The sequence below is a fragment of the Micromonospora sp. RP3T genome (assembly GCF_003027925.1).
Lineage (GTDB): Bacteria > Actinomycetota > Actinomycetes > Mycobacteriales > Micromonosporaceae > Micromonospora.
On record NZ_PYPS01000003.1, the window covers coordinates 229,033 to 248,109 of the forward strand.

Consider the following 19,077-nt stretch of genomic DNA (forward strand, 5'->3'; position numbering starts at 1 on the left):
CACGCATGTCGACACGCAGAACGAGACTCGGGTCGGTCGCGGCAGCCGTCCTGCTGACCCTGGGCATGGGCGCCGCGACGGTCAGCGGCGGGCTCGGCAGCAGCGCCCGGGCCGCCGACGTCGGGACGGCTGCCGCGACGGCCGGCTGCGGCAAGGCCCCGACCCTGGCCAACGGCACCTACACCATCTCCAGCAGCGGGATGAACCGCAGCTTCATCCTCAAGCTCCCCGACAACTACGACCGCAACCGCCAGTACCGGCTGGTCTTCGGATTCCACTGGTGGGGCGGCACCGCCGTGGACGTGGCGACCGGCCAGACCGTGCAGCGCGACGTGTGGGCCTACTACGGCCTGCTGCGGCTGTCGAACAACAGCACGATCTTCGTGGCGCCCCAGGGCATCGGCAACGGCTGGGCCAACTCCGGCGGCGAGGACGTCACGTTCGTCGACGACATGCTCCGCCGGATCGAGGGCGACCTGTGCGTCGACACGACGAAGCGGTTCTCCGTCGGCTTCAGCTACGGCGGCGGGATGAGCTACGCGCTGGCCTGCGCCCGGCCGAACGTGTTCCGCGCGGTCGCGGTGCAGTCGTCGCCCGGCACGCTCAGCGGATGCAGCGGCGGCACCCAGCCGATCGCGTACCTCGGGGTGCACGGCATCGGTGACAGCATCGCCAGCGGACGCGCGCTGCGGGACCGCTTCGTCACCAACAACGGCTGCACGGCGGCCAGCCCACCGGAGCCGAGGTCCGGCAGCCTGACCCACACGGTCTACGCCTACTCCGGTTGCCGGCCCGGCTACCCGGTGGTGTGGGCGGCGTTCGACGGCGGCCACATCGCCGCTCCGCAGGACGGCGCCGGCGGTGACAGCGGCTCGCGGACCTGGGTCCCCGGCGAGGTGTGGAAGTTCTTCACCCAGTTCGACGGCACCACGCCCACCCCGTCGCCGACCGTTTCGCCGACTGTCTCGCCGACCGCGTCGCCCACGGCCTCGCCGACCACGCCGGTTCCCGGCGGCTGCGCCGCCACCTACCGGACCTCCACCGAGTGGCCGGGCGGCTTCCAGGGCGAGGTCACGGTGACCGCCGGCGCCTCGGCCATCAGCGGATGGCGGGTCAGTTGGACGTTGGCCGCCGGGCAGAGCATCACCCAGCTCTGGGGCGGTCGCAACGCGCCCTCCGGCAGCACCCAGAACGTCTCCAACGAGGCGTGGAACGGCAGCCTGGCGGCGGGCGCGTCCACCACGTTCGGCTTCACCGCCAACGGCACGGCGACGACGCCGTCGTTCACCTGCACCCACCTCTGATCCGCGTGCCCGGGAGAAGACCATGTCCGAAGTGACCCGAAGAAACGTCCTCAAGGCTTCGGCGGCCGGCGCCGGCGCGGCGCTGGCGCCGGCCGCCTGGACCGCCGCCGCCCGCGCCGGCTCGGCGGCGCCGCCCGAGGTGCTGGCCGCGAACGATCTGGCACTGTGGTACGACGAGGAGGCCGGCACCGACTGGCTCCGTGCGCTGCCGATCGGCAACGGGCGGCTCGGCGCGATGGTGTTCGGCAACGTCGACACCGAACGGCTCCAGCTCAACGAGGACACGGTCTGGGCCGGCGGCCCCTACGACTCCGCCAACACCCGGGGCGCGGCCAACCTGGCCGAGATCCGGCGGCGCGTCTTCGCCGACCAGTGGACCTCGGCGCAGGACCTCATCAACCAGACCATGATGGGGACCCCCGGCGGTCAGCTCGCCTACCAGATCGTGGGCAACCTCCGGCTCGCCTTCGGCTCGTCCGGCGGGGCGACGCAGTACCGCCGGACGCTCGACCTCACCACCGCCACGGTCACCACGAGCTACGTGCTGAGCGGCGTACGACATCAGCGGGAGGTGTTCGCGAGCGCGCCCGACCAGGTGATCGTGGTCCGGCTGACCGCCGACCGGGCGAACTCGATCAGCTTCTCCGCCACCTTCGACAGCCCGCAACGCACCACCGTGTCGAGCCCGGACTCCGCCACCATCGGGCTCGACGGCATCTCCGGCAGCATGGAGGGCGTCACCGGCTCGGTGCGGTTCCTCGCCCTGGCCAACGCCGCCGTGACCGGTGGCACGGTCAGCAGCTCCGGCGGGACGCTGCGGGTCTCCGGCGCGACGAGCGTGACGGTGCTGATCTCGATCGGCTCCAGTTACGTCAACTACCGCACCGTCAACGGCGACTACCAGGGCATCGCGCGGACCCGGCTCAGCGCCGCCCGGAGCGTGGCGGTCGACCAGTTGCGCAGCCGCCACCTCGCCGACTACCAGGCGCTGTTCAACCGGGTCACGATCGACCTGGGCCGCACGGCCGCGGCCGACCAGCCGACCGACGTCCGGATCGCGCAACACGCGAGCACAAACGATCCGCAGTTCGCCGCGTTGCTGTTCCAGTTCGGGCGGTACCTGCTGATCTCCTCCTCGCGTCCGGGCACCCAACCCGCGAACCTCCAGGGCATCTGGAACGACTCGCTCGCCCCGTCCTGGGACTCGAAGTACACGATCAACGCCAACCTGCCGATGAACTACTGGCCGGCCGACACCACGAACCTGTCCGAGTGCTTCCTGCCGGTGTTCGACATGATCAAGGATCTGACGGTGACCGGCGCGCGGGTCGCCCAGGCGCAGTACGGCGCCGGCGGCTGGGTCACCCACCACAACACGGACGCGTGGCGGGGCGCCTCGGTCGTCGACGGGGCGCTGTGGGGCATGTGGCAGACCGGTGGCGCGTGGCTGAGCACGCTCATCTGGGACCACTACCTGTTCACCGGCGACCTCGGGTTCCTCCAGGCCAACTATCCGGCGTTGAAGGGCGCCGCCCAGTTCTTCCTGGACACCCTGGTCGTCCACCCGACGCTCAACTACCTGGTGACGAACCCGTCGAACTCGCCGGAGCTGCCGCACCACGCGAACGCGAGCGTCTGCGGCGGCCCCACCATGGACAACCAGATCCTGCGCGACCTGTTCGACGCCGCGGCCCGGGCCAGTGAGGTCCTCGGCGTCGACACCACGTTCCGGTCCCAGGTGCGCACCGCGAAAGACCGGCTGCCCCCGAGCCGCGTCGGCTCCCGCGGCAACGTCCAGGAGTGGCTCGCCGACTGGATCGAGACCGAGCGGACCCACCGGCACGTCTCCCACCTGTACGGGCTGCATCCCAGCAACCAGATCACCAAGCGGGGCACGCCGGCGCTCTACGAGGCCGCCCGCCGGACGCTGGAGCTGCGGGGCGACGACGGGACCGGCTGGTCGCTCGCCTGGAAGATCAATTTCTGGGCCCGGCTGGAGGACGGCGCCCGCGCCCACAAGCTCCTGCGTGACCTGGTGCGCACCGACCGGCTCGCGCCGAACATGTTCGACCTGCACCCGCCGTTCCAGATCGACGGCAACTTCGGCGCCACCTCCGGCATCGCCGAGATGCTGCTGCACAGTCACACCGGCGAGCTGAACGTGTTGCCGGCGCTGCCCACCGCCTGGCCCGCCGGCCAGGTCGCGGGCCTACGCGGTCGGGGCGGGTACACGGTCGCGCTGGCCTGGTCGAACGGCCAGCCCGACGAGATCGTCGTCCGCGCCGACCGCGACGGCACGCTGCGGCTGCGGTCCCGGCTGTTCACCGGCGGCTTCACCCTCGCCGACGCCGGTGACGGCAGCACGCCGGCCACCACCCGACCGGAGACGGACGTCGTCCAGTTCGCCGTCCGGGCCGGCCGCACCTACCGGGCGGCGCGGCCGGGCGTGACGCCGACACCGACGCCGACCGTCACGCCCCCGCCCCCGCCCACGCCCACGGTGAGTCCGACACCGACACCGACCACCAGCTCTCCCGCGCCGTCCGGCGCGCGGGCGACGTACGCGGTGACGGGCTCCTGGTCGGGCGGCTTCCAGGGTGAGGTCACGGTGACCGCCGGCGCGACCGCGATCCGCGGCTGGACGGTGTCCTGGACGTTCCCCGACGGGCAGGTCATCAACCAGATCTGGGGCGGCTCCCACACCCAGAGCGGCGCGAACGTGTCGGTGCGCAACGTCGACTACAACGGCGCGCTGGCGGCCGGGGCGTCCACCACGTTCGGCTTCATCGGCACGGTCACCGGCGCCAACAACCCGCCGACGAACCTCACCTGCACGACCACCTGACCGACCGGCTCGCGCCCTGGGTGGGCGGCGGTCAAGCCAGCAGCGTCTCGCGCAGTCGGGCGCCCGGGTTGATCCGACCCACCACCCGGGGGGCGGCCGGGTCGTACACGTCGATGCTGTGGTTGCGGCGCATCATCTCGCGGACCGGCGGCGGCAGCCGGGGCGGATCGTCCATGGTGGCGAGCACCTGCGCGGCGGTGCCGGTGAGCCGCTCGACCAGCGTGGCGCTGTCGGTGTCCACCCGCACCCGGCCGAACTCCCAGCCGGCGGTGGTGAGGTCGAGCACCTCGAACAGGCGGGTCACCAACGGCTGCGGGTCGGTCACCCGGTCGAGGCGCTTCGCCCGGCCGCCGACCACCGTGACGGCGGCGGCCACCTGCGCGTACGGGTGCAGCCCGCTGGGCAGCGCGGCGAGTGGCCAGCGCAGCCACTGACCGGCCTCCTTCCACAGGGGCCGGTAGTTGCGTCGGTGCACCAGCAGCCGCCGGCCGGTGCGCCGGAACACCTCCTGGGCCTGGAACTGGAGGTCGGCGTGGGCCTCCTCGGCGGCCTCGCACACGATCCCGGCGGCCACCACCAGACCGTCGTCGTCGGCGAGCAGCCGACCGATCGCGTCGACCTGCTCGGGGAACCGGATCGGAGCGTGCGCGCCGTAGGAGTGGCGGACGTCCCGCAGCAGTGTCTGCTGGCGTTCGGGGTCCAGTTCGACCCCACCGCCGCCACCCAGCAACCGCCGGAGCCAACCCATCGAGCCTCGCTTCCGTCGCCGTCTGCGGACCGGGCAATGTTAGTGCGTCGGTGGATGCTCGTATGGTGACGGGGTGGCTGAGCGATCCCTGACCCTGATGGCGGTGCACGCGCACCCCGACGACGAAGCGACGAGCACCGGCGGCGTCCTCGCCCGCTATGCGGCCGAAGGCGTCACGACAGTGCTCGTGACCTGCACGGACGGCCGGTGCGGCGACGGCCCCGACGGCGTCAAGCCGGGCGAGGCCGGCCACGACCCGCAGGCCGTGGTGGCGATGCGCCGGGCGGAGCTGGTGGCCAGTTGCGAGGCGCTGAAGGTGACCCACCTGGAGACGCTCGACTACGCCGACTCCGGGATGATGGGCTGGGCCACCAACGACGCGCCCGGCGCGTTCTGGAACACGCCGGTGACCGAGGCGGCCGACCGGCTGGCCGAGCTGATCCGGCGTTACCGCCCCGACGTGGTGGTCACCTACGACGAGAACGGCTTCTACGGCCACCCCGACCACATCCAGGCGCACCGCATCACGATGGCCGCGGTGGAGCGCACCGGCATCCCGGCGAAGGTCTACTGGACCACGGTGCCGCGCAGCGCGTTCCGGGAGTTCGGCAAGGTCATGCGGGAGATCGGGGTGGAGTTTCCGAATCCGGAGGCGACCGACTCGACGCCGGCGCTGGGCCTGCCCGACGAGGAGATCACCACCTGGGTGGACACCCGGGCCCACGGGGAGCAGAAGTTCGCCTCGCTGGCCACGCACGCCAGCCAGGCGGAGAACATCTTCTTCCTGCGCCTCGGGCAGGAGCGGTTCGTCGAGCTGATGGGGACGGAGACGTTCGTCCGGGTCCGCGACACCACCGGCGCGCCGACGCCGGAGGACGACCTGTTCGCCGGTCTGCGCTGACGGCACGGCCGGCACCGGTCAGGCCGCGGTGGTCTGCGCGGCCAGATGCGCCAGCACGGCGCGGACGTCGCCACCGGTGTCGGCCATGATCCGGCGTTGCCGGGTGGCGCCGGTGCCGTCCCGGCGGAGCCGCTCCGCCTCCCGCATGATCAGCTCCCGGTCCCCGTGCCGGGTCAGCGCGGGCGCGACGGTGGCGAGCAGCTCGTCGACCAGGTCCCAGGCCCGCCGGGGCCGGCCGGTGCGCAGGTCCACCAGCTCACCGTCGAGACCGTCGTGGGCGGCCCGCCAGTGCGCGGCGGCGACCAGGCAGTCGCGGATCCGCGGCGCGGGAACACCCGCGCGGATCTCGTCGATCATGGCGGCGACCAGCGCCCGGACCAGCCCGGCGACGAGCACGGTGTCGTCGACGGTGGGGCAGACGTCGCCGACCCGGATCTCCACGGTCGGGTAGGACGCGGACGGCCGGGCGTACCAGTAGACCATCGCGGCGTCGAGCATGATCCCGGCGGTGATCAGCTCCTGCACGGTGGCGTCGTAGTCGGCGGCGGAGTCGAAGTGCGGTGTGGGCCCGATGCTCGGCCAACGTTCCAGCTGCATCGAGCGCCAGCTCGCGTGTCCGGTGTCCCGCCCGTCGTGCAGCGGCGAGTTCACGGTGAGCGCCTGCACCACCGGCAGCCACGGGCGCAGGTGGTTGCAGACCCGGACGGCGAGTTCCCGGTCGGGCACCCCGACGTGGACGTGACAGCCGCACACCGCCGGGTCGTGGGCGACCGGCCCGAACCGGCGGGACATGTCGTGGTAGCGGGGCTCGTCGGGCACCGTGCGGTGGGCCTCGCAGACCGGGGTCGCCCCGACCGCCACCAGCCGCGCCCCGACCGCGTCGGCGGCCCGGGCGGCGGCCCGACGCAGCGCGACGAGGTGCTCCCGCAGCGACGCCAGGTCGGGGCTGACCGGGGTCACCATCTCCACCATGCTGTGCCGGAACTCCTGCCGGCTCTGCGCACGGGCGACGCCGGAGAGCGCGTCGCGGACCCGGTCGGCGACCGGCATGCTCTCCCCGGTCACCGGGTGCAGCAGCAGGAACTCCTCTTCCACCCCGAGCGTGAGCGGGTCGGCGGTCGCCGGGGCGTCGGTCGGTCGCGGCCGCACCGCCGCTCCGGGCCGGTCGTCGCGGGGCTGCGCCATGTCTCGACGGTACGAGGCCGGTGGCCTCCCGGATGCCGTTTCCACCGACCCCGCGGGCTCCGCACGCGGTGCCGGTGACGAACGGGGTACGGCGTCAGCAGTCGAAGTACATCGCGAACTCGTGCGGGGTCGGGCGCAGGCGCACCGGGTCGACCTCGTTGGCGTTCTTCCAGTCGATCCAGGTGGAGATCAGGTCGTCGGTGAAGACGCCGCCGTCGAGCAGGTAGTCGTGGTCGGCCGCCAGCGCCTCCAGCGCGTGCGACAGCGAGGCGGGGACCTGCTTGACGTCGCCCCACTCCTCCGGGGGGAGGTCGTAGAGGTCCTTGTCGATGGGGGCCGGGGGTTCGATCTTGCTCTTGATGCCGTCGAGGCCGGCCATCATCATCGCGGAGAAGGCGAGGTAGACGTTGGCCGAGGGGTCGGGGACGCGGAACTCGACGCGCTTGGCCTTGGGGTTGCTGCCGGTGACCGGGATGCGGGTGCAGGCGGAGCGGTTGCGCTGGGAGTAGACCAGGTTGACCGGGGCCTCGAAGCCGGGCACGAGGCGCCGGTAGGAGTTGACGGTCGGGTTGGTGAAGGCCAGCAGCGAGGGGGCGTGGTGCAGCAGGCCGCCGATGTACCAGCGGGCGGTGTCGGACAGGCCGGCGTAGCCGGTCTCGTCGTAGAACAGCGGCTCCCCGCCCCGCCAGAGGCTCTGGTGGGTGTGCATGCCGGAGCCGTTGTCACCGAACAGCGGCTTGGGCATGAACGTGGCGGTCTTGCCGTGCGCCCACGCCTCGTTCTTGATCAGATACTTGAAGAGCTGCAGTTCGTCGGCGGCGCGCAGCAGCGTCGAGAACTTGTAGTTGATCTCCGACTGCCCACCGGTGCCGACCTCGTGGTGCGAGCGCTCGACCGTGAAGCCCGCGTCGACCATGCGGCGGACCATGCTGTCGCGCAGGTCGGCGTAGTGGTCGACCGGGGGGACGGGGAAGTAGCCGCCCTTGTAGGCGGTCTTGTAGCCGCGGTTGCCGCCTTCTTCGACGCGGCCGGTGTTCCAGGCGCCCTCGATCGAGTCGATGTAGTAGAACGACTGGTGGGCGGAGGTTTCGTGGCGGATGGAGTCGAAGATGTAGAACTCGGCTTCGGCGCCGAAGTAGGCGGTGTCGGCGATGCCGCTGGCGGCGAGGTAGGCCTCGGCCTTCTTGGCGACGTTGCGGGGGTCGCGGGAGTAGGCCTCGCGGGTGAACGGGTCGTGGACGAAGAAGTTGAGCGCGAGGGTCTTCTGGGCGCGGAACGGGTCGATGAACGCGGTGGCGACGTCGGGGAGCAGGAGCATGTCCGACTCGTGGATCGACTGGAAGCCGCGGATCGACGAGCCGTCGAACGCGAGGCCGTCGGTGAAGACGCTGTCGTCGAAGGACTCGACCGGCAGGTTGAAGTGCTGCATCACGCCGGGCAGGTCACAGAAACGTACGTCGACGAACTTCACGTCCTCGTTGCTGAGGTATCGCAGGAGTTCCTCGGAATTGGCGAACACACGTCCTCCTGGCAGCGTTGTTGATCTCCGGCCACGTCCCGTGGCCGGACCGCCCGGGGACATGGCCCGTACCGTCACCGTACGACGGCTCGTCGTCCCCGGCTCGCCAACCGCCCATCCCGGGTTTCCTTGGTCACACGCCGGGTAGTCGCCGACATGTGCGGGATCAGCGGTGAGGCCCGGTTCGACGGGGCCACCCCCGACGCGGGCGCGGTGACCCGGATGACCGAGGCCATGCGCTCGCGCGGCCCCGACGGCCAGGGGCGGTGGAACGACGGCTGGGTCACCCTGGGGCACCGCCGGTTGACCGTGATCGACCTGACCGAGACCGGCGACCAGCCGATGGTCCGGGACGACCTCGGGCTCGCCCTGGTCTTCAACGGTTGCGTCTACAACTATCCCGAGCTGCGCGACGAGCTGCGGGCGGCCGGGCACACCTTCCGATCGACGAGCGACACCGAGGTGATCCTGGTCGCGTACGCCCAGTGGGGCGAACGGTTCGTCGACCACCTGGTCGGCATGTTCGCCGTCGCGCTGGTGGACCGGCGGCGCCGCCGCCTCGTGCTGGCCCGGGACCGGCTGGGCATCAAGCCGCTCTACCTCGCCGAGTCACCCGGCCGGCTGCGGTTCGCCTCCACCCTGCCGGCCCTGCTGGCCGCCGGCGACGTGGACACCGGCATCGACCCGGTCGCGCTGCACCACTACCTGTCCTGGCACTCGATCGTGCCGGCGCCGCGCACCATCCTGCGCGGCGTGCGGAAGCTCCCGCCGGCCACCGTCCGGGTGGTGGAGGCCGACGGGAGCACCCGCGAACACGTCTACTGGCGGCCTGACTACCAGCGCGACCCGGCCCACGACGGGATGGACGCCGGCGACTGGCGGGCCGCGATCGGAGACGCGCTGCGCACCGCGGTACGCCGTCGGCTGGTCGCCGACGTGCCGGTCGGGGTGCTGCTCTCCGGCGGCCTCGACTCCAGCATGATCGTCGCGCTGCTCGACGGGGCCGGGCAGCACCACCTCCAGACGTTCAGCATCGGCTTCGACAGCCGGGGCGACGAGTCCGGCGACGAGTTCCACTACTCCGACCTGGTCGCCCGCACCTTCGACACCGACCACCACCGCATCCGCCTCGCCGACGGCGACCTCGGCCCGGCCGTCCGCGCCACCGTGGCGGCCATGACCGAACCAATGGGCAGCCACGACGTGGTGGCCTTCCACCTGCTCTCCGAGCAGGTCGCCCGACACGTGAAGGTGGCGCAGTCCGGGCAGGGCGCCGACGAGGTGTTCGCCGGCTACGGCTACCACCACCGGCTCGCGCAGGCGGCCCGCGCCGACGCCGCCGCGGAGTTCACCGCCGCGTTCTTCGACCGCGACCACGCCGAGCTGAACCGGGTGGTCGACCCGGCGTACGCCTGCGACGCCGACGTCAGCGGCGAGCTGGTCGCCGCGGAACTGGCCGCGCCGGGCGCGGAGACCGCGGTGGACGCGGTGCTGCGCCTGGACACCCACCTGATGCTCCCCGACGACCCGGTCAAACGGGTCGACAGCATGAGCATGGCCTGGGGGCTGGAGGTGCGCACGCCCTTCCTCGACCAGGACCTGGTGACGCTCGCCGCCGCCTGCCCTCCCGAGCACAAACTGGCAGGGGGCGGCAAGGGCGTGCTCAAGGACGTGGCCCGGGAGGTGCTGCCGGCCGAGGTCATCGACCGGCCCAAGGGCTACTTCCCGGTGCCGGCGCTGCGCAACGTCGACGGCCCGGTGCGGGAGTTGGTGATCGAGGCGCTCGACGCGCCCGAGGCCCGCCGGCGTGGCCTGTTCCGTCGGGCCTACGTGGACGAGTTGCTCGCCGAGCCGGACCGGGCGCAGGCCGCCGCCGGCAGCAACAAGCTGTGGCAACTGGGTCTGCTGGAGCTGTGGCTCCAGTCGCACGGCGTCTGAGCGGCGGGGGGAGCGCGGTGAAGTTCGTCATCGAGAGCGAGACCGACGGCCGGGTCGGTTTCACGGTGCTGGGCGGCGACGGCCAGGTGCTCGCCACCGGCCGCCCCTGTCCGGACAAGGGCTCGGCGCTGGCCGCGATCGGGGAGCTGATGCACGGGCTCGGCGACGCCTGCATCGAGGACCGCACCGAGACGACCGCACCGCCTCCACCGACGGCGACCAGCGAGATCGGCGGCGGCGACATGTCGGCCATCGGTCGCTCCGGCATCCCCCCGGTCTGAGCGCCCCGCGCCCCTCATCCCGCCCTGTTTCCCGGAAAGAGTGGCCATCCGGGCCCTGAAAGCCACTCTTTCCGGGAAACAGGGGGCGGGACGCCTAGGACGGCGCGTAGGGGCGGCGGGTGAGCGTCGCGTACGCCATCGTGGTGAGCGTGACGATGTCGAACACCGGCACGCCGAGCCGCGCCTGGATCCGGTGGGCGAACGGCACCAGGTCGGTGCACTCGATCACCAGCGCGCCCAGGTCGGGGTGGGCGCGGGCCAGCGCGTCCACCCGGTCGTCCACCTCGGCGGCCAGCCGGTCCACGTCGAGCGCGTCCCGCCGCCCCTGGAGCATCACCTCACGGAACTCCGGCTGCCCGGCCATGCCGGTGACCGCGACCGGCACGTCCGCCGCGCCGACCGCCGCCAGGTGCCGTGGCGTCAGCGCCGCCTCGTCGGCGACCAGCAGCCCGACGGTACGCCCGACCATCCGGTGCACCATCGGCAGCTGCACCAGGCTCGACGACCACAGCGGCACGTCCACCGCGGCGGCCAGCTCGGCCTGGAACAGCACCAGGAACCCGCACGCCCCGGTGATGCCGGCGACGCCGGCGGCCTGGAGGTCCCGGGCCGCGTCGACGAACGGCGCCAGCAGCGTCGGGTCGGCGTCGCGGACCAGCCGCTGCGGCGTGGCCCCCTCCACCACCCGGTAGCGCACCGGGAAGTCGAACGTGGCCGGGTTGCGGATGTGCCCGGGAATCTTGTCGAAGCTGGTGTCGAGGCAGAGCACCCCGATCTCCGGTCGGTCGCCCATCAGCTCCCCCTCCGGAAGCGGTCCAGCGCGAACGTCCGCGCCGGCAGGGTCGGTGCCACGCCGGTGACGAGCTGGGCGAGCAGCTCACCGCCGGCCGGGGCCAGCCCCATCCCGATGTGCCCGTGACCGGTGGCCACGCTGACGTTGTCCCAGCCGCCGGCCCGGCCGATCAGCGGCAGACTGTCCGGCGTGCACGGGCGCAGCCCGCTCCACACGTCGAGTCGCCGGCCGGTGTCCAGCGCCGGCAGGTAACGCCGGGCGGTACGCAGGATGCCGTCCACCCGGCGCGGCGAGATCGAGGCGTCCAGCCCGGACAGCTCCAGCGTGCCGCCGACGCGTACCCGGTCACCCAGCGGCATCACCGCGACCTTGCCCTCGCTGAGCAGCACCGGCCGGGTGGGCGTGCCCGGCCCGGCCGGGAGCGTGACGGTGTAGCCCTTGGCCGGTTGCAGCGTCAGCCCGACGCCGAGCATCCGGGCGCACGCCGTCGACCACACCCCGGCGGCCACCACCACCTCGCTCGCGCGCAGGTCGCCCCGGGCGGTCCGCACCGTCCGCACCCGACGGCCGGTCGTCTCGAAACCGCGCACCTCGGCGCCGGTGACGATCTCCACGCCGCGGGCCCGCAACGCCTCGGCGAGACCGACCAGGAACGCCGGGATGCGCAGCGCCGCGCCCTCCTCGTTGAGCAGCGCGCCGGCCACCGCGAAGTCGACCCCCGGCTCCAGCCGGGCCAGCTCCGCCCGGCCCAGGTCGCGCAGCGGCACCCCGCGGGCGGTCGCCGCGCGGATCGTGCGACGCGCCTGCGCGTACCCCTGCTCGGTGTGGCAGGCCAGGATCATGCCGCGTTCGGTGAGCGTGCCGGCCAGCTCGTCCTCGGCGCACATCCCGCGCAGCAGCGCCAGGCTGCGTTGCTTGAGCGCGAGCAGCGTCTCGAAGCCGGCGCGGGCGTGCCGCTCGGTGCAGTGCCGGCGGAACTGCCACAGCCAGGCCAGCAGCGCGGCATCCAGCCGGGGCCGGACCGAGAACGGGCTCTCCGGGCTGAACAGCCAGCGGATGCCCTTGGCCGGCACCCCCGGCTCGGCCAGCGGCGCCGAGCCCTGGGTGCCGACGAAGCCGGTGTTCCCCGCCGAGCAGGCCGCCGCGTCCCCGACCTCGCCCCGGTCGACCACCGTCACGGTGTGGCCGGCGCGGCGCAGGAACCAGGCACAGCACAGCCCGACCATGCCCGCGCCGATGACCAGGACGTCGGGGTCGGCGCGGGCGGGCGTCGTCATCGTCGCCGCCGGTCAGATCGTCACGACGAAGAAGCAGGTGGGCAGGTTGACCACGACCCGTTCCCAGATCTCCGCGCGCAACGCCACCCCCGGCTCGGCGAACGTGCCCGGCGGCGGCTCGGCGAACCCGATCGTGGACCGGCCGGCGTCGAACAGCAACGCGCCGTGGCCGAAGTCGCCGACGATCGCGGTGCCCGGGTCGACCAGCCGGGTACGCACGATGAAGACGCCGTTCTCCTCCACGTCCCGCATCAGCGTGCCGCTGCCGAGCAGCCGGTAGTAGTCGGCCGGGTTGATGATCAGCCCGTCGGCGGTGCTGCCCATCTGCTCGACCTCGTTGCAGGCGGACAGGATGGTCGAGGCGAACGGCCCCGGGTCGGTGAGCCGGCCCAGGTCCGGCATGGCCAGCAGCCCGCCCTCGCCGCGCAGGATGGTGTGGTTCTCGGCGGTGGCCAGCCGCACCACCAGCCGGTAGTCGATGAACTGGGCGAAACTGACCGGGTCCTCCCACAGCGTGTCCGGCACCTGCACCCACGCGGTGGTGGTGAGCAGCGGCGGGATGGGGGAGCGGTGGAAGTGGTTGGCCGCCTCCCGGCGCAGGTCCGCGCCGTCGACCGCCGGATCGTCCGGTCGGGGCGGGCTCTCGTGCCAGTAGAAGTCCTGCGGGTCCCGGGACAGGTCCACCACCTTCAGCATGTTCCGGGACGGGTAGCGCGGCTTGCGCCGGGAACTGGTCAGCGAGTCGGTGATCGTGACGTCGTAGTCGACGCTGGTGTCGAAGCCGTCCTTGGCGAACGCCTCGACGAACGTCGCGCCGGGCGACATCTGGGTCTTCCGCTCGGCGACCACCTCGGCGATGGTCCGCTTCACGGTGTCGGTCCGCTGCTGCATGTGTCGCCCCCTCCTCAGGCCGGCTTGCGGGCGACGAACATGCCCCAGCCGAACTCGCCCCGGTCGATCGCCGCCTGGATCTCGTCGCACGACTCGGCGAAGCCGAGGATCCAGGTCCGCGCCGCCTCGTCCGCCGTGCCGTCCGCCCGCTCCCGGGCGGTGCGGCCCAGCACCCGGTACGTCTGCCGGATGTGCGCGTCCAGGCTGCGAGCCACCACGTCCACGAACCCGGCCTCGGCCAGCGCCTCGCGGTAGCCGTCCAGCGAGTAGCCGCCGTTCCAGCGCACCCGGTCGTAGACGTGCCGGCGGGCCGCCTCGCCGATCCGCTCGGTCGGCTGGAGGAAGTCGGAGACCGCCAGCACCCCGCCCGGCGCGAGCACCCGGAACATCTCGGCGTGGCTGCGCGGCTTCTCCGGCACCAGGAACAGCGCGTCCTGGCTGACCACGTGCGTGAACGTGCCGTCGGCGTACGGCATGGCGGTGGCCGAGCCGTGCCGGAACCGGACGTCCAGCCCGGCGCCCCGCTCGGCGCGCCGCTGCTCGGCGAAGCGCACCCGCTCGATGCTCAGGTCCAGCCCCTCGCCCCGGCACCCGGTGCGCCCGGCCAGCCGCAGCAGGAAGTTGCCGCAGCCGCACCCGACGTCGAGCACGTTCGAGGAGGCGTCGATGCCGGCGTCGTCGGCGAGGATGTCCGAGGTCCGGTCCGCCGCCGCGTGGTAGTCGGTGTCGTCGTCCCCGGCGAAGTAGCCGGTGTGCAGCACGCCCTCGCTGTCCCAGAAACTGAGGTACGTCTGCGTGGTCTGGTCGAAGAACTCGGAGACGTCCCGCTCGGTGAACTGGCTGGTCGTCGACATGGGCACTCCCTCGTGCGGCGGTCGGGTGGATCAGGCGTAGGTGTCCTTGCGGACGCCGGTCAGGTGGGGCAGGTCGGGGCCGGTGGCGGCGGCGCCGCCGTCGATCAGGTGCACGCCGGCGGTCACGTACGACGCCCGCTCGCTGGCCAGGAACGCGGCCATCGCGGCCACCTCCTCGGGACGGGCCAGCCGGCCGAGCGCGCTGTGGTGACCCATCGCGGCCAGCCGCGCCTCCACGTCGCCGTCCGCGCCGGCCAGCCGCGCCGCCGCGCGTTCCATCGGCGGGGTACGCACACCGCCGGGCGCGAGCACGTTCACGGTGATGCCGTCGCGGCCCACGTCGACGGCGAGCCCCTGCGCGAAGCGGACCAGCGCCGCCCGGGTCACCCCGGACAGCACCAGCGGACCGATCGGCACGCAGGCGGTCTCGGAGGCGACCAGCAGCAGCCGGCCCCAGCCGGCGGCGCGCATGTGCGGCAGCGCGGCCGTCGACACCGCGACCGCGGGCAGCAGCACCCGCTCGACGGCCGCCCGGTAGTCCTCGACGCCGAACCCGGCGGCGGTGCCGACCGGCGGGCTGCCGCCGCTGACCAGCAGCACGTCCGTCCCGCCCAGGTCGGCGGCGACGTCGTCGATCCAGCGGGCGGCGGCGGCCGTGTCGGTGAGGTCCACGGCGGTGGCGCTGACCCGTCCGGTGGCCACCGACGCCAGTTCCCGTTCGGCCGCGGCCAGGCGTGCCGGGTCCCGGCCGCAGACCGCCACGTGCGCGCCCTCGGCGGCGAACTCCCTCGCGCAGGCCAGCCCGATGCCGCTGGTGCCGCCGGCGACCAGCGCCACCCGCCCCTTGAGCCCCAGATCCACGTCCGTCACCTCTCCGTCTCGCCGACGCGGGCCGCCGCGCCGGGATGCGTCCGGGCCGTTGCGTCGGACCGGTAGCCGTAGCGGGTGGACAACGGCCAGGCCAGCGCCGCCACGGCCAGCCGTTGCCGGCCGGTCAGCGTCCGCCGCCACCCGTCGTCGGTGTCCCGGATGACGGTCGGGCCGGTCCGGAACCGGTCCGGGTTGCCGGTGACCGTGTGGTTGCCGCGCAGCGCGACGGTCCGGTCGTGGACCGGGTTGCCGGCCGGGTCGACGCCGACCAGCCGCAGCAGCGCGTCGACCGTGCCGGCCGGATCGGCGGCGAAGTCCTCGTACCGCAGCAGCATCGACCGGTCGGGGTGCCGGCGGTTGATCGCCGCCGAGGCCAGGTTGAACCCGTGCCAGTACGCGGTGCTGCGCGCCGCCGACATGGCGTAGACGTACTCCTTCGGCTCCCGCCACGAGTGCGCCACCGCGCGCGGATCGCGGACCAGGTGCAGCCAGTACGGTTCGACGCCGGGCACGTGCGGCAGCAGGGCCGACTCACCCGGGATCTTGGTGCTGTCCACGATCACGCGGGCGCCGGTGCGCGCGGCCACCTCCCGGTAGACCGCGCCGAGCAGGTCGGCGTGCGCGCGGGTGTCCGCGTCGGACGCGCCCCGGCGCAGCACCCGCCAGGTGTGCCGGGTCCGCAGCCGGGCGCGTTGCCGCCGGATCACCTCGGCGGCGTGCGCGTCGGCCGACACGCCGGCCGGGCGGCCGACCGGCAGCACCGCCGACCACAGCGGGCAGGCGGTCAGCGCCTCGCCGCAGCCGCAGCGGTCGTTGACGCCGCGCCCGGTCGAGTTCTTCCACAGGAAGTGCAGTTCACCGACGTGCGCCACGCCGGGCACCTCGCCGAGGACGTTGCCGATGATGGTGCTGCCGTTGCGGCACCAGCCGGTGACGCTGAGCACGGTCACGGGAGCGCTCATGCCCGTACCTCCATCGGCGTCTCGCTGCCGACGGGCCGGCCGATGCGCAACGCCATCGCGGCGGCCACCGCCGCGCCGGCCGCGCCGGCGACGAACACCGCCGGGTAGCCGAACCCGGCCGCGACCAGCCCGGTCGCCGGCCCCCACACCGCCAGACCGAGATCCCAGAACGACGTGTACGCGCCGATCGCCGCGCCCTGCCGCGCCGGATCGGTGCGGTTCATCACCATCAGCGCCAGCGACGGGTGCAGCAGCGAGAACCCGACGCCCATCACCACGCTGCCGACCACCGCCACCGCAAGGTTCGGGGCGACCGCGATGACCAGCAGGCCGACCGCCTCGCCCACCCCGCACCAGGTGGCCACCCGCCGGGGGCCGAGCCGGTCGGGCAGGTGCCCGATGATCAGGCGGGTGCCGGCGTAGACGGCGCTGAAACAGCTCAGCACCACCACGCCGTGCCCGATGCCGCGGGCGTCCAGGTGCAGCACCACGAACGCGGCCAGGCCGGCGTACCCGGCGGCGCCGAACGTCAGCGCCACGCCGGGCAGCAGCGCGGGGCGCAGCAGCAGGCCCCCACCCTTGGCCGCCGGCGCGGTACGCGGTGGGGCCGGCACCAGTGCGACGAGCACGGCGCCGGCCGCCGGCGCGGCGGCGCTGAGCACCCACACCGCCGGGTAGCCGGCCTGCTGCACGGTCGCGCCGAGGAACGTGCCGGCGGAGATGCCGCCCCACATGCTCACCCCGTACAGGCCGATGAGCTGGCCGCGCCGGTGGTGCGGGGCGAGTTGGACGATCCACACCGCCCCGGCGGTGAACAGCGCCGCCTCGCCGGCGCCGACCAGCAGCCGGACCGCCACCAACGCCGGCACGCCCAGCGGCGCCAGGTAGAGCAGCCCGCCGGCGGCCACCACGAGCGCACCGGTCAGCATCACGGTGCGGTGGCCGTGCCGGTCGGCGAGCGCGCCGGCGACCGGACGGACCAGCAGCGCGGTCACCGCGGTCACCGTGACCACCACGCCGACGGTGAGGTCGCCGGCGCCGTGCCGCTCGCGCAGGAAGCCGGGCAGCACCGGGATGACCGCGGTCAACCCGAGGTAGCCGGCGAAGAGCCCGCCGAGCAGGCCGACCAGCGCCCGCCGGGGCAGCGGCTTCTCCTCGGCGCCGGCGTCGGTCAGGGGCGCGCCGGTCATGGCCGGGCCAGCACGGTCTCGCGGGCGGCGGCCACCTTGCGGACCGCGCGGATCAGGTCGTCGCAGTCGTCCGGGGTGAGGTTCGACGACAGCGGCACGTCGACGGTCTCGGTGAGCAGTCGCGCGGTGCGTGGCAGCGTCGCCCGGATCTGTCCCGGGTCCGCGGTGTCATAGAGGAAGCGCCAGTTCCAGAACGCGCGGACGTTCAGGTCGTCGTCCGCGCCGATGTTGCGGGCGTCGATCCCCTCGGCCCGCAGCGCCCGGGCGAACCAGCCGGCGTCGCCGCCGGGCACGCGGAACACGAACGCCTCCCCGAGGTACGCCCCGGGCGCGACCGGCCGCCGCACCGCGATGCCGGGCAGGTCGGCCAGGGCCTGCGAGACGTGCGCGTAGTTGCGGTGGAACAGGGTCAGTCGCTGCGGCAGCCGGGTCAGTTCGGCGCGCAGCAGGGCCGCCCGGATCTCGTCCATCCGGAGGCTGAGCAGCGGCAGGTCCAGGCCGGTGAGCGGCGGTTCGCCGTCCGGGAAGTGCCGGCGCAGCCGCCCCTCGTACGCCCCGGACAACGCGACCGCCCGGGCGAACAGCGTGCTGTCGTCGGTGATCAGAAAGCCGCCCTCGCCGCAGTTGAGCGCCTTGTCGGACTGGGTGCTGAACGCCCCGGCGGCGCCGAACGTGCCGAGCTTGCGGCCGTTGAGTTCGGCGCCGAGCGCCGGCACGGCGTCCTCGATGAGCGGCACGCCCATCTCGGCGGCGAAGGCGGCCAAGGCCTCGACGTCGGCGGCGAAGCCGCGCATGTGGACGACCATGATGGCCCGGATGTCCGGTCGCCAGCGGCGGCGCAGATCGTCGAGGTCCATCCGCAGGTCGTCGTCGACCTCCACCAGTAATGGCCGGCACCCGGCCAGCACAATGGCGCTCGGAGTGGCGACGAAAGTGAATCCGGGACAGGCGACCAATGACCCGGCCGGCACCCCGGCGCCCATCAGGGCGAGGGCAAGTGCGGCCGTGCCGCTGGAAACGGCGAGGGCGTGCCGGGTGCCGAAATAACGGCACAGTTCGTCCTCGAACCGCCCGCATTCGGTTTCTTTCTGCGCGCGATGGTCGTATCGGAAGTAGAGATGGCTGCGAATGGCCCGAATTGCGGCGTCCTCGTCGTCGGGGTGCACGAATACCGCGCCCTTGTCGTAGGTGGGCCACGGCGTGTCCCGCACCGGCCGGCCGCCGTGCAGTGCGAGCGGTTCTTCCAGCTCAGCGCTGTGCGAGGCCGGCCTGGGCCGGCTCGCCGCGGGAGCGTCGTTGTTCCCGTTCACCGGCGGACTCCTCGAGGCGAGCGGTGGATTTCCTATTCCGTCGATAGGATTTACCGAGCGCGCGCCGGGCATGGTCGCCCGGCGGAATCTCGCGTCCGGCGCGATCCCGTCGAGGGGTGGGAAAAGCCACCAGATCCGACATTGGCGTTAGGTGGATCCAGTGACCATCATGATTGCCGCCGGACTGGCAGCCGTCAACATGCGATTGG

16 protein-coding genes are annotated in these 19,077 nt (G+C 73.1%); 5 read left to right on the top strand and 11 right to left on the bottom strand.

The features are described 5' to 3' along the window. The first annotated feature begins 5 nt into the window (after positions 1-5). On the top strand, positions 6-1,304 hold the full coding sequence (locus tag C8054_RS04420; RefSeq protein WP_107155410.1) for a cellulose binding domain-containing protein: 1,299 nt from the start codon (positions 6-8) through the stop codon (positions 1,302-1,304). 22 nt (positions 1,305-1,326) lie between these two features. Next, the gene (locus tag C8054_RS04425) at positions 1,327-4,149 is read left to right on the top strand and encodes a glycoside hydrolase N-terminal domain-containing protein (RefSeq protein WP_107155411.1); all 2,823 of its coding nucleotides are present in this window, start codon (positions 1,327-1,329) and stop codon (positions 4,147-4,149) included. Positions 4,150-4,180: 31 nt separating this feature from the next. Here the strand turns inward: C8054_RS04425 and C8054_RS04430 are convergent, their stop codons facing one another. Continuing rightward, on the bottom strand, positions 4,181-4,897 hold the full coding sequence (locus tag C8054_RS04430; protein ID WP_107155412.1) for a hypothetical protein: 717 nt from the start codon (positions 4,895-4,897) through the stop codon (positions 4,181-4,183). 73 nt (positions 4,898-4,970) lie between these two features. On the opposite strand from C8054_RS04430, the gene C8054_RS04435 reads away from it, so the two are divergent. Continuing rightward, the gene (locus C8054_RS04435; protein ID WP_107155413.1) at positions 4,971-5,798 is read left to right on the top strand and encodes a PIG-L family deacetylase; all 828 of its coding nucleotides are present in this window, start codon (positions 4,971-4,973) and stop codon (positions 5,796-5,798) included. A gap of 18 nt (positions 5,799-5,816) precedes the next feature. Here the strand turns inward: C8054_RS04435 and C8054_RS04440 are convergent, their stop codons facing one another. After that, positions 5,817-6,983: a glutamate--cysteine ligase gene (locus C8054_RS04440; RefSeq protein ID WP_107155414.1), complete on the bottom strand. Its 1,167-nt coding sequence runs from the start codon at positions 6,981-6,983 to the stop codon at positions 5,817-5,819. Between the two features lie 94 nt (positions 6,984-7,077). Next, complete coding sequence (gene glnA / locus C8054_RS04445) at positions 7,078-8,502, bottom strand: type I glutamate--ammonia ligase (protein WP_107155415.1); 1,425 nt, start codon at positions 8,500-8,502, stop codon at positions 7,078-7,080. Positions 8,503-8,658: 156 nt separating this feature from the next. Between glnA and C8054_RS04450 the strand changes: the two genes are divergently transcribed. Both C8054_RS04450 and C8054_RS04455 read left to right on the top strand, forming a co-directional pair. Then, entirely contained in the window at positions 8,659-10,440 is a 1,782-nt protein-coding gene (locus C8054_RS04450) for an N-acetylglutaminylglutamine amidotransferase (RefSeq protein WP_107155416.1), read from the top strand. Between the two features lie 17 nt (positions 10,441-10,457). After that, positions 10,458-10,721 (top strand): hypothetical protein, encoded by a 264-nt coding sequence (locus tag C8054_RS04455; protein ID WP_107155417.1) that lies wholly within the window; start codon positions 10,458-10,460, stop codon positions 10,719-10,721. 94 nt (positions 10,722-10,815) lie between these two features. Here C8054_RS04455 and C8054_RS04460 read toward each other — a convergent pair whose 3' ends face one another. The 8 genes from C8054_RS04460 to C8054_RS04495 are packed head-to-tail and all read right to left on the bottom strand — an operon-like array spanning position 10,816 to position 18,868. After that, positions 10,816-11,514 (bottom strand): aspartate/glutamate racemase family protein, encoded by a 699-nt coding sequence (locus C8054_RS04460; RefSeq protein ID WP_107155418.1) that lies wholly within the window; start codon positions 11,512-11,514, stop codon positions 10,816-10,818. After that, positions 11,514-12,791 (bottom strand): FAD-binding oxidoreductase, encoded by a 1,278-nt coding sequence (locus tag C8054_RS04465; RefSeq protein ID WP_107155419.1) that lies wholly within the window; start codon positions 12,789-12,791, stop codon positions 11,514-11,516. The genes C8054_RS04460 and C8054_RS04465 overlap by 1 nt, the downstream gene beginning before the upstream one ends. A 12-nt stretch (positions 12,792-12,803) precedes the next feature. After that, positions 12,804-13,682, bottom strand: a complete 879-nt coding sequence (locus tag C8054_RS04470) for a family 3 encapsulin nanocompartment shell protein (RefSeq protein ID WP_107155420.1) — start codon at positions 13,680-13,682, stop codon at positions 12,804-12,806. A gap of 14 nt (positions 13,683-13,696) precedes the next feature. Beyond that, positions 13,697-14,536 carry a class I SAM-dependent methyltransferase gene (locus tag C8054_RS04475; RefSeq protein ID WP_107155421.1) on the bottom strand — a complete coding sequence of 280 codons (840 nt, stop codon included), beginning with the start codon at positions 14,534-14,536 and terminating at the stop codon, positions 13,697-13,699. A gap of 30 nt (positions 14,537-14,566) precedes the next feature. Next, positions 14,567-15,397: an SDR family NAD(P)-dependent oxidoreductase gene (locus tag C8054_RS04480; RefSeq protein WP_107155447.1), complete on the bottom strand. Its 831-nt coding sequence runs from the start codon at positions 15,395-15,397 to the stop codon at positions 14,567-14,569. A gap of 5 nt (positions 15,398-15,402) precedes the next feature. Beyond that, positions 15,403-16,368, bottom strand: a complete 966-nt coding sequence (locus C8054_RS04485) for a sulfotransferase (RefSeq protein WP_107155422.1) — start codon at positions 16,366-16,368, stop codon at positions 15,403-15,405. Then, positions 16,365-17,558: an MFS transporter gene (locus tag C8054_RS04490; protein WP_233219492.1), complete on the bottom strand. Its 1,194-nt coding sequence runs from the start codon at positions 17,556-17,558 to the stop codon at positions 16,365-16,367. The genes C8054_RS04485 and C8054_RS04490 overlap by 4 nt, the downstream gene beginning before the upstream one ends. Beyond that, positions 17,555-18,868, bottom strand: a complete 1,314-nt coding sequence (locus C8054_RS04495) for a DegT/DnrJ/EryC1/StrS aminotransferase family protein (RefSeq protein WP_107155423.1) — start codon at positions 18,866-18,868, stop codon at positions 17,555-17,557. The genes C8054_RS04490 and C8054_RS04495 overlap by 4 nt, the downstream gene beginning before the upstream one ends. Positions 18,869-19,077: the final 209 nt, after the last annotated feature.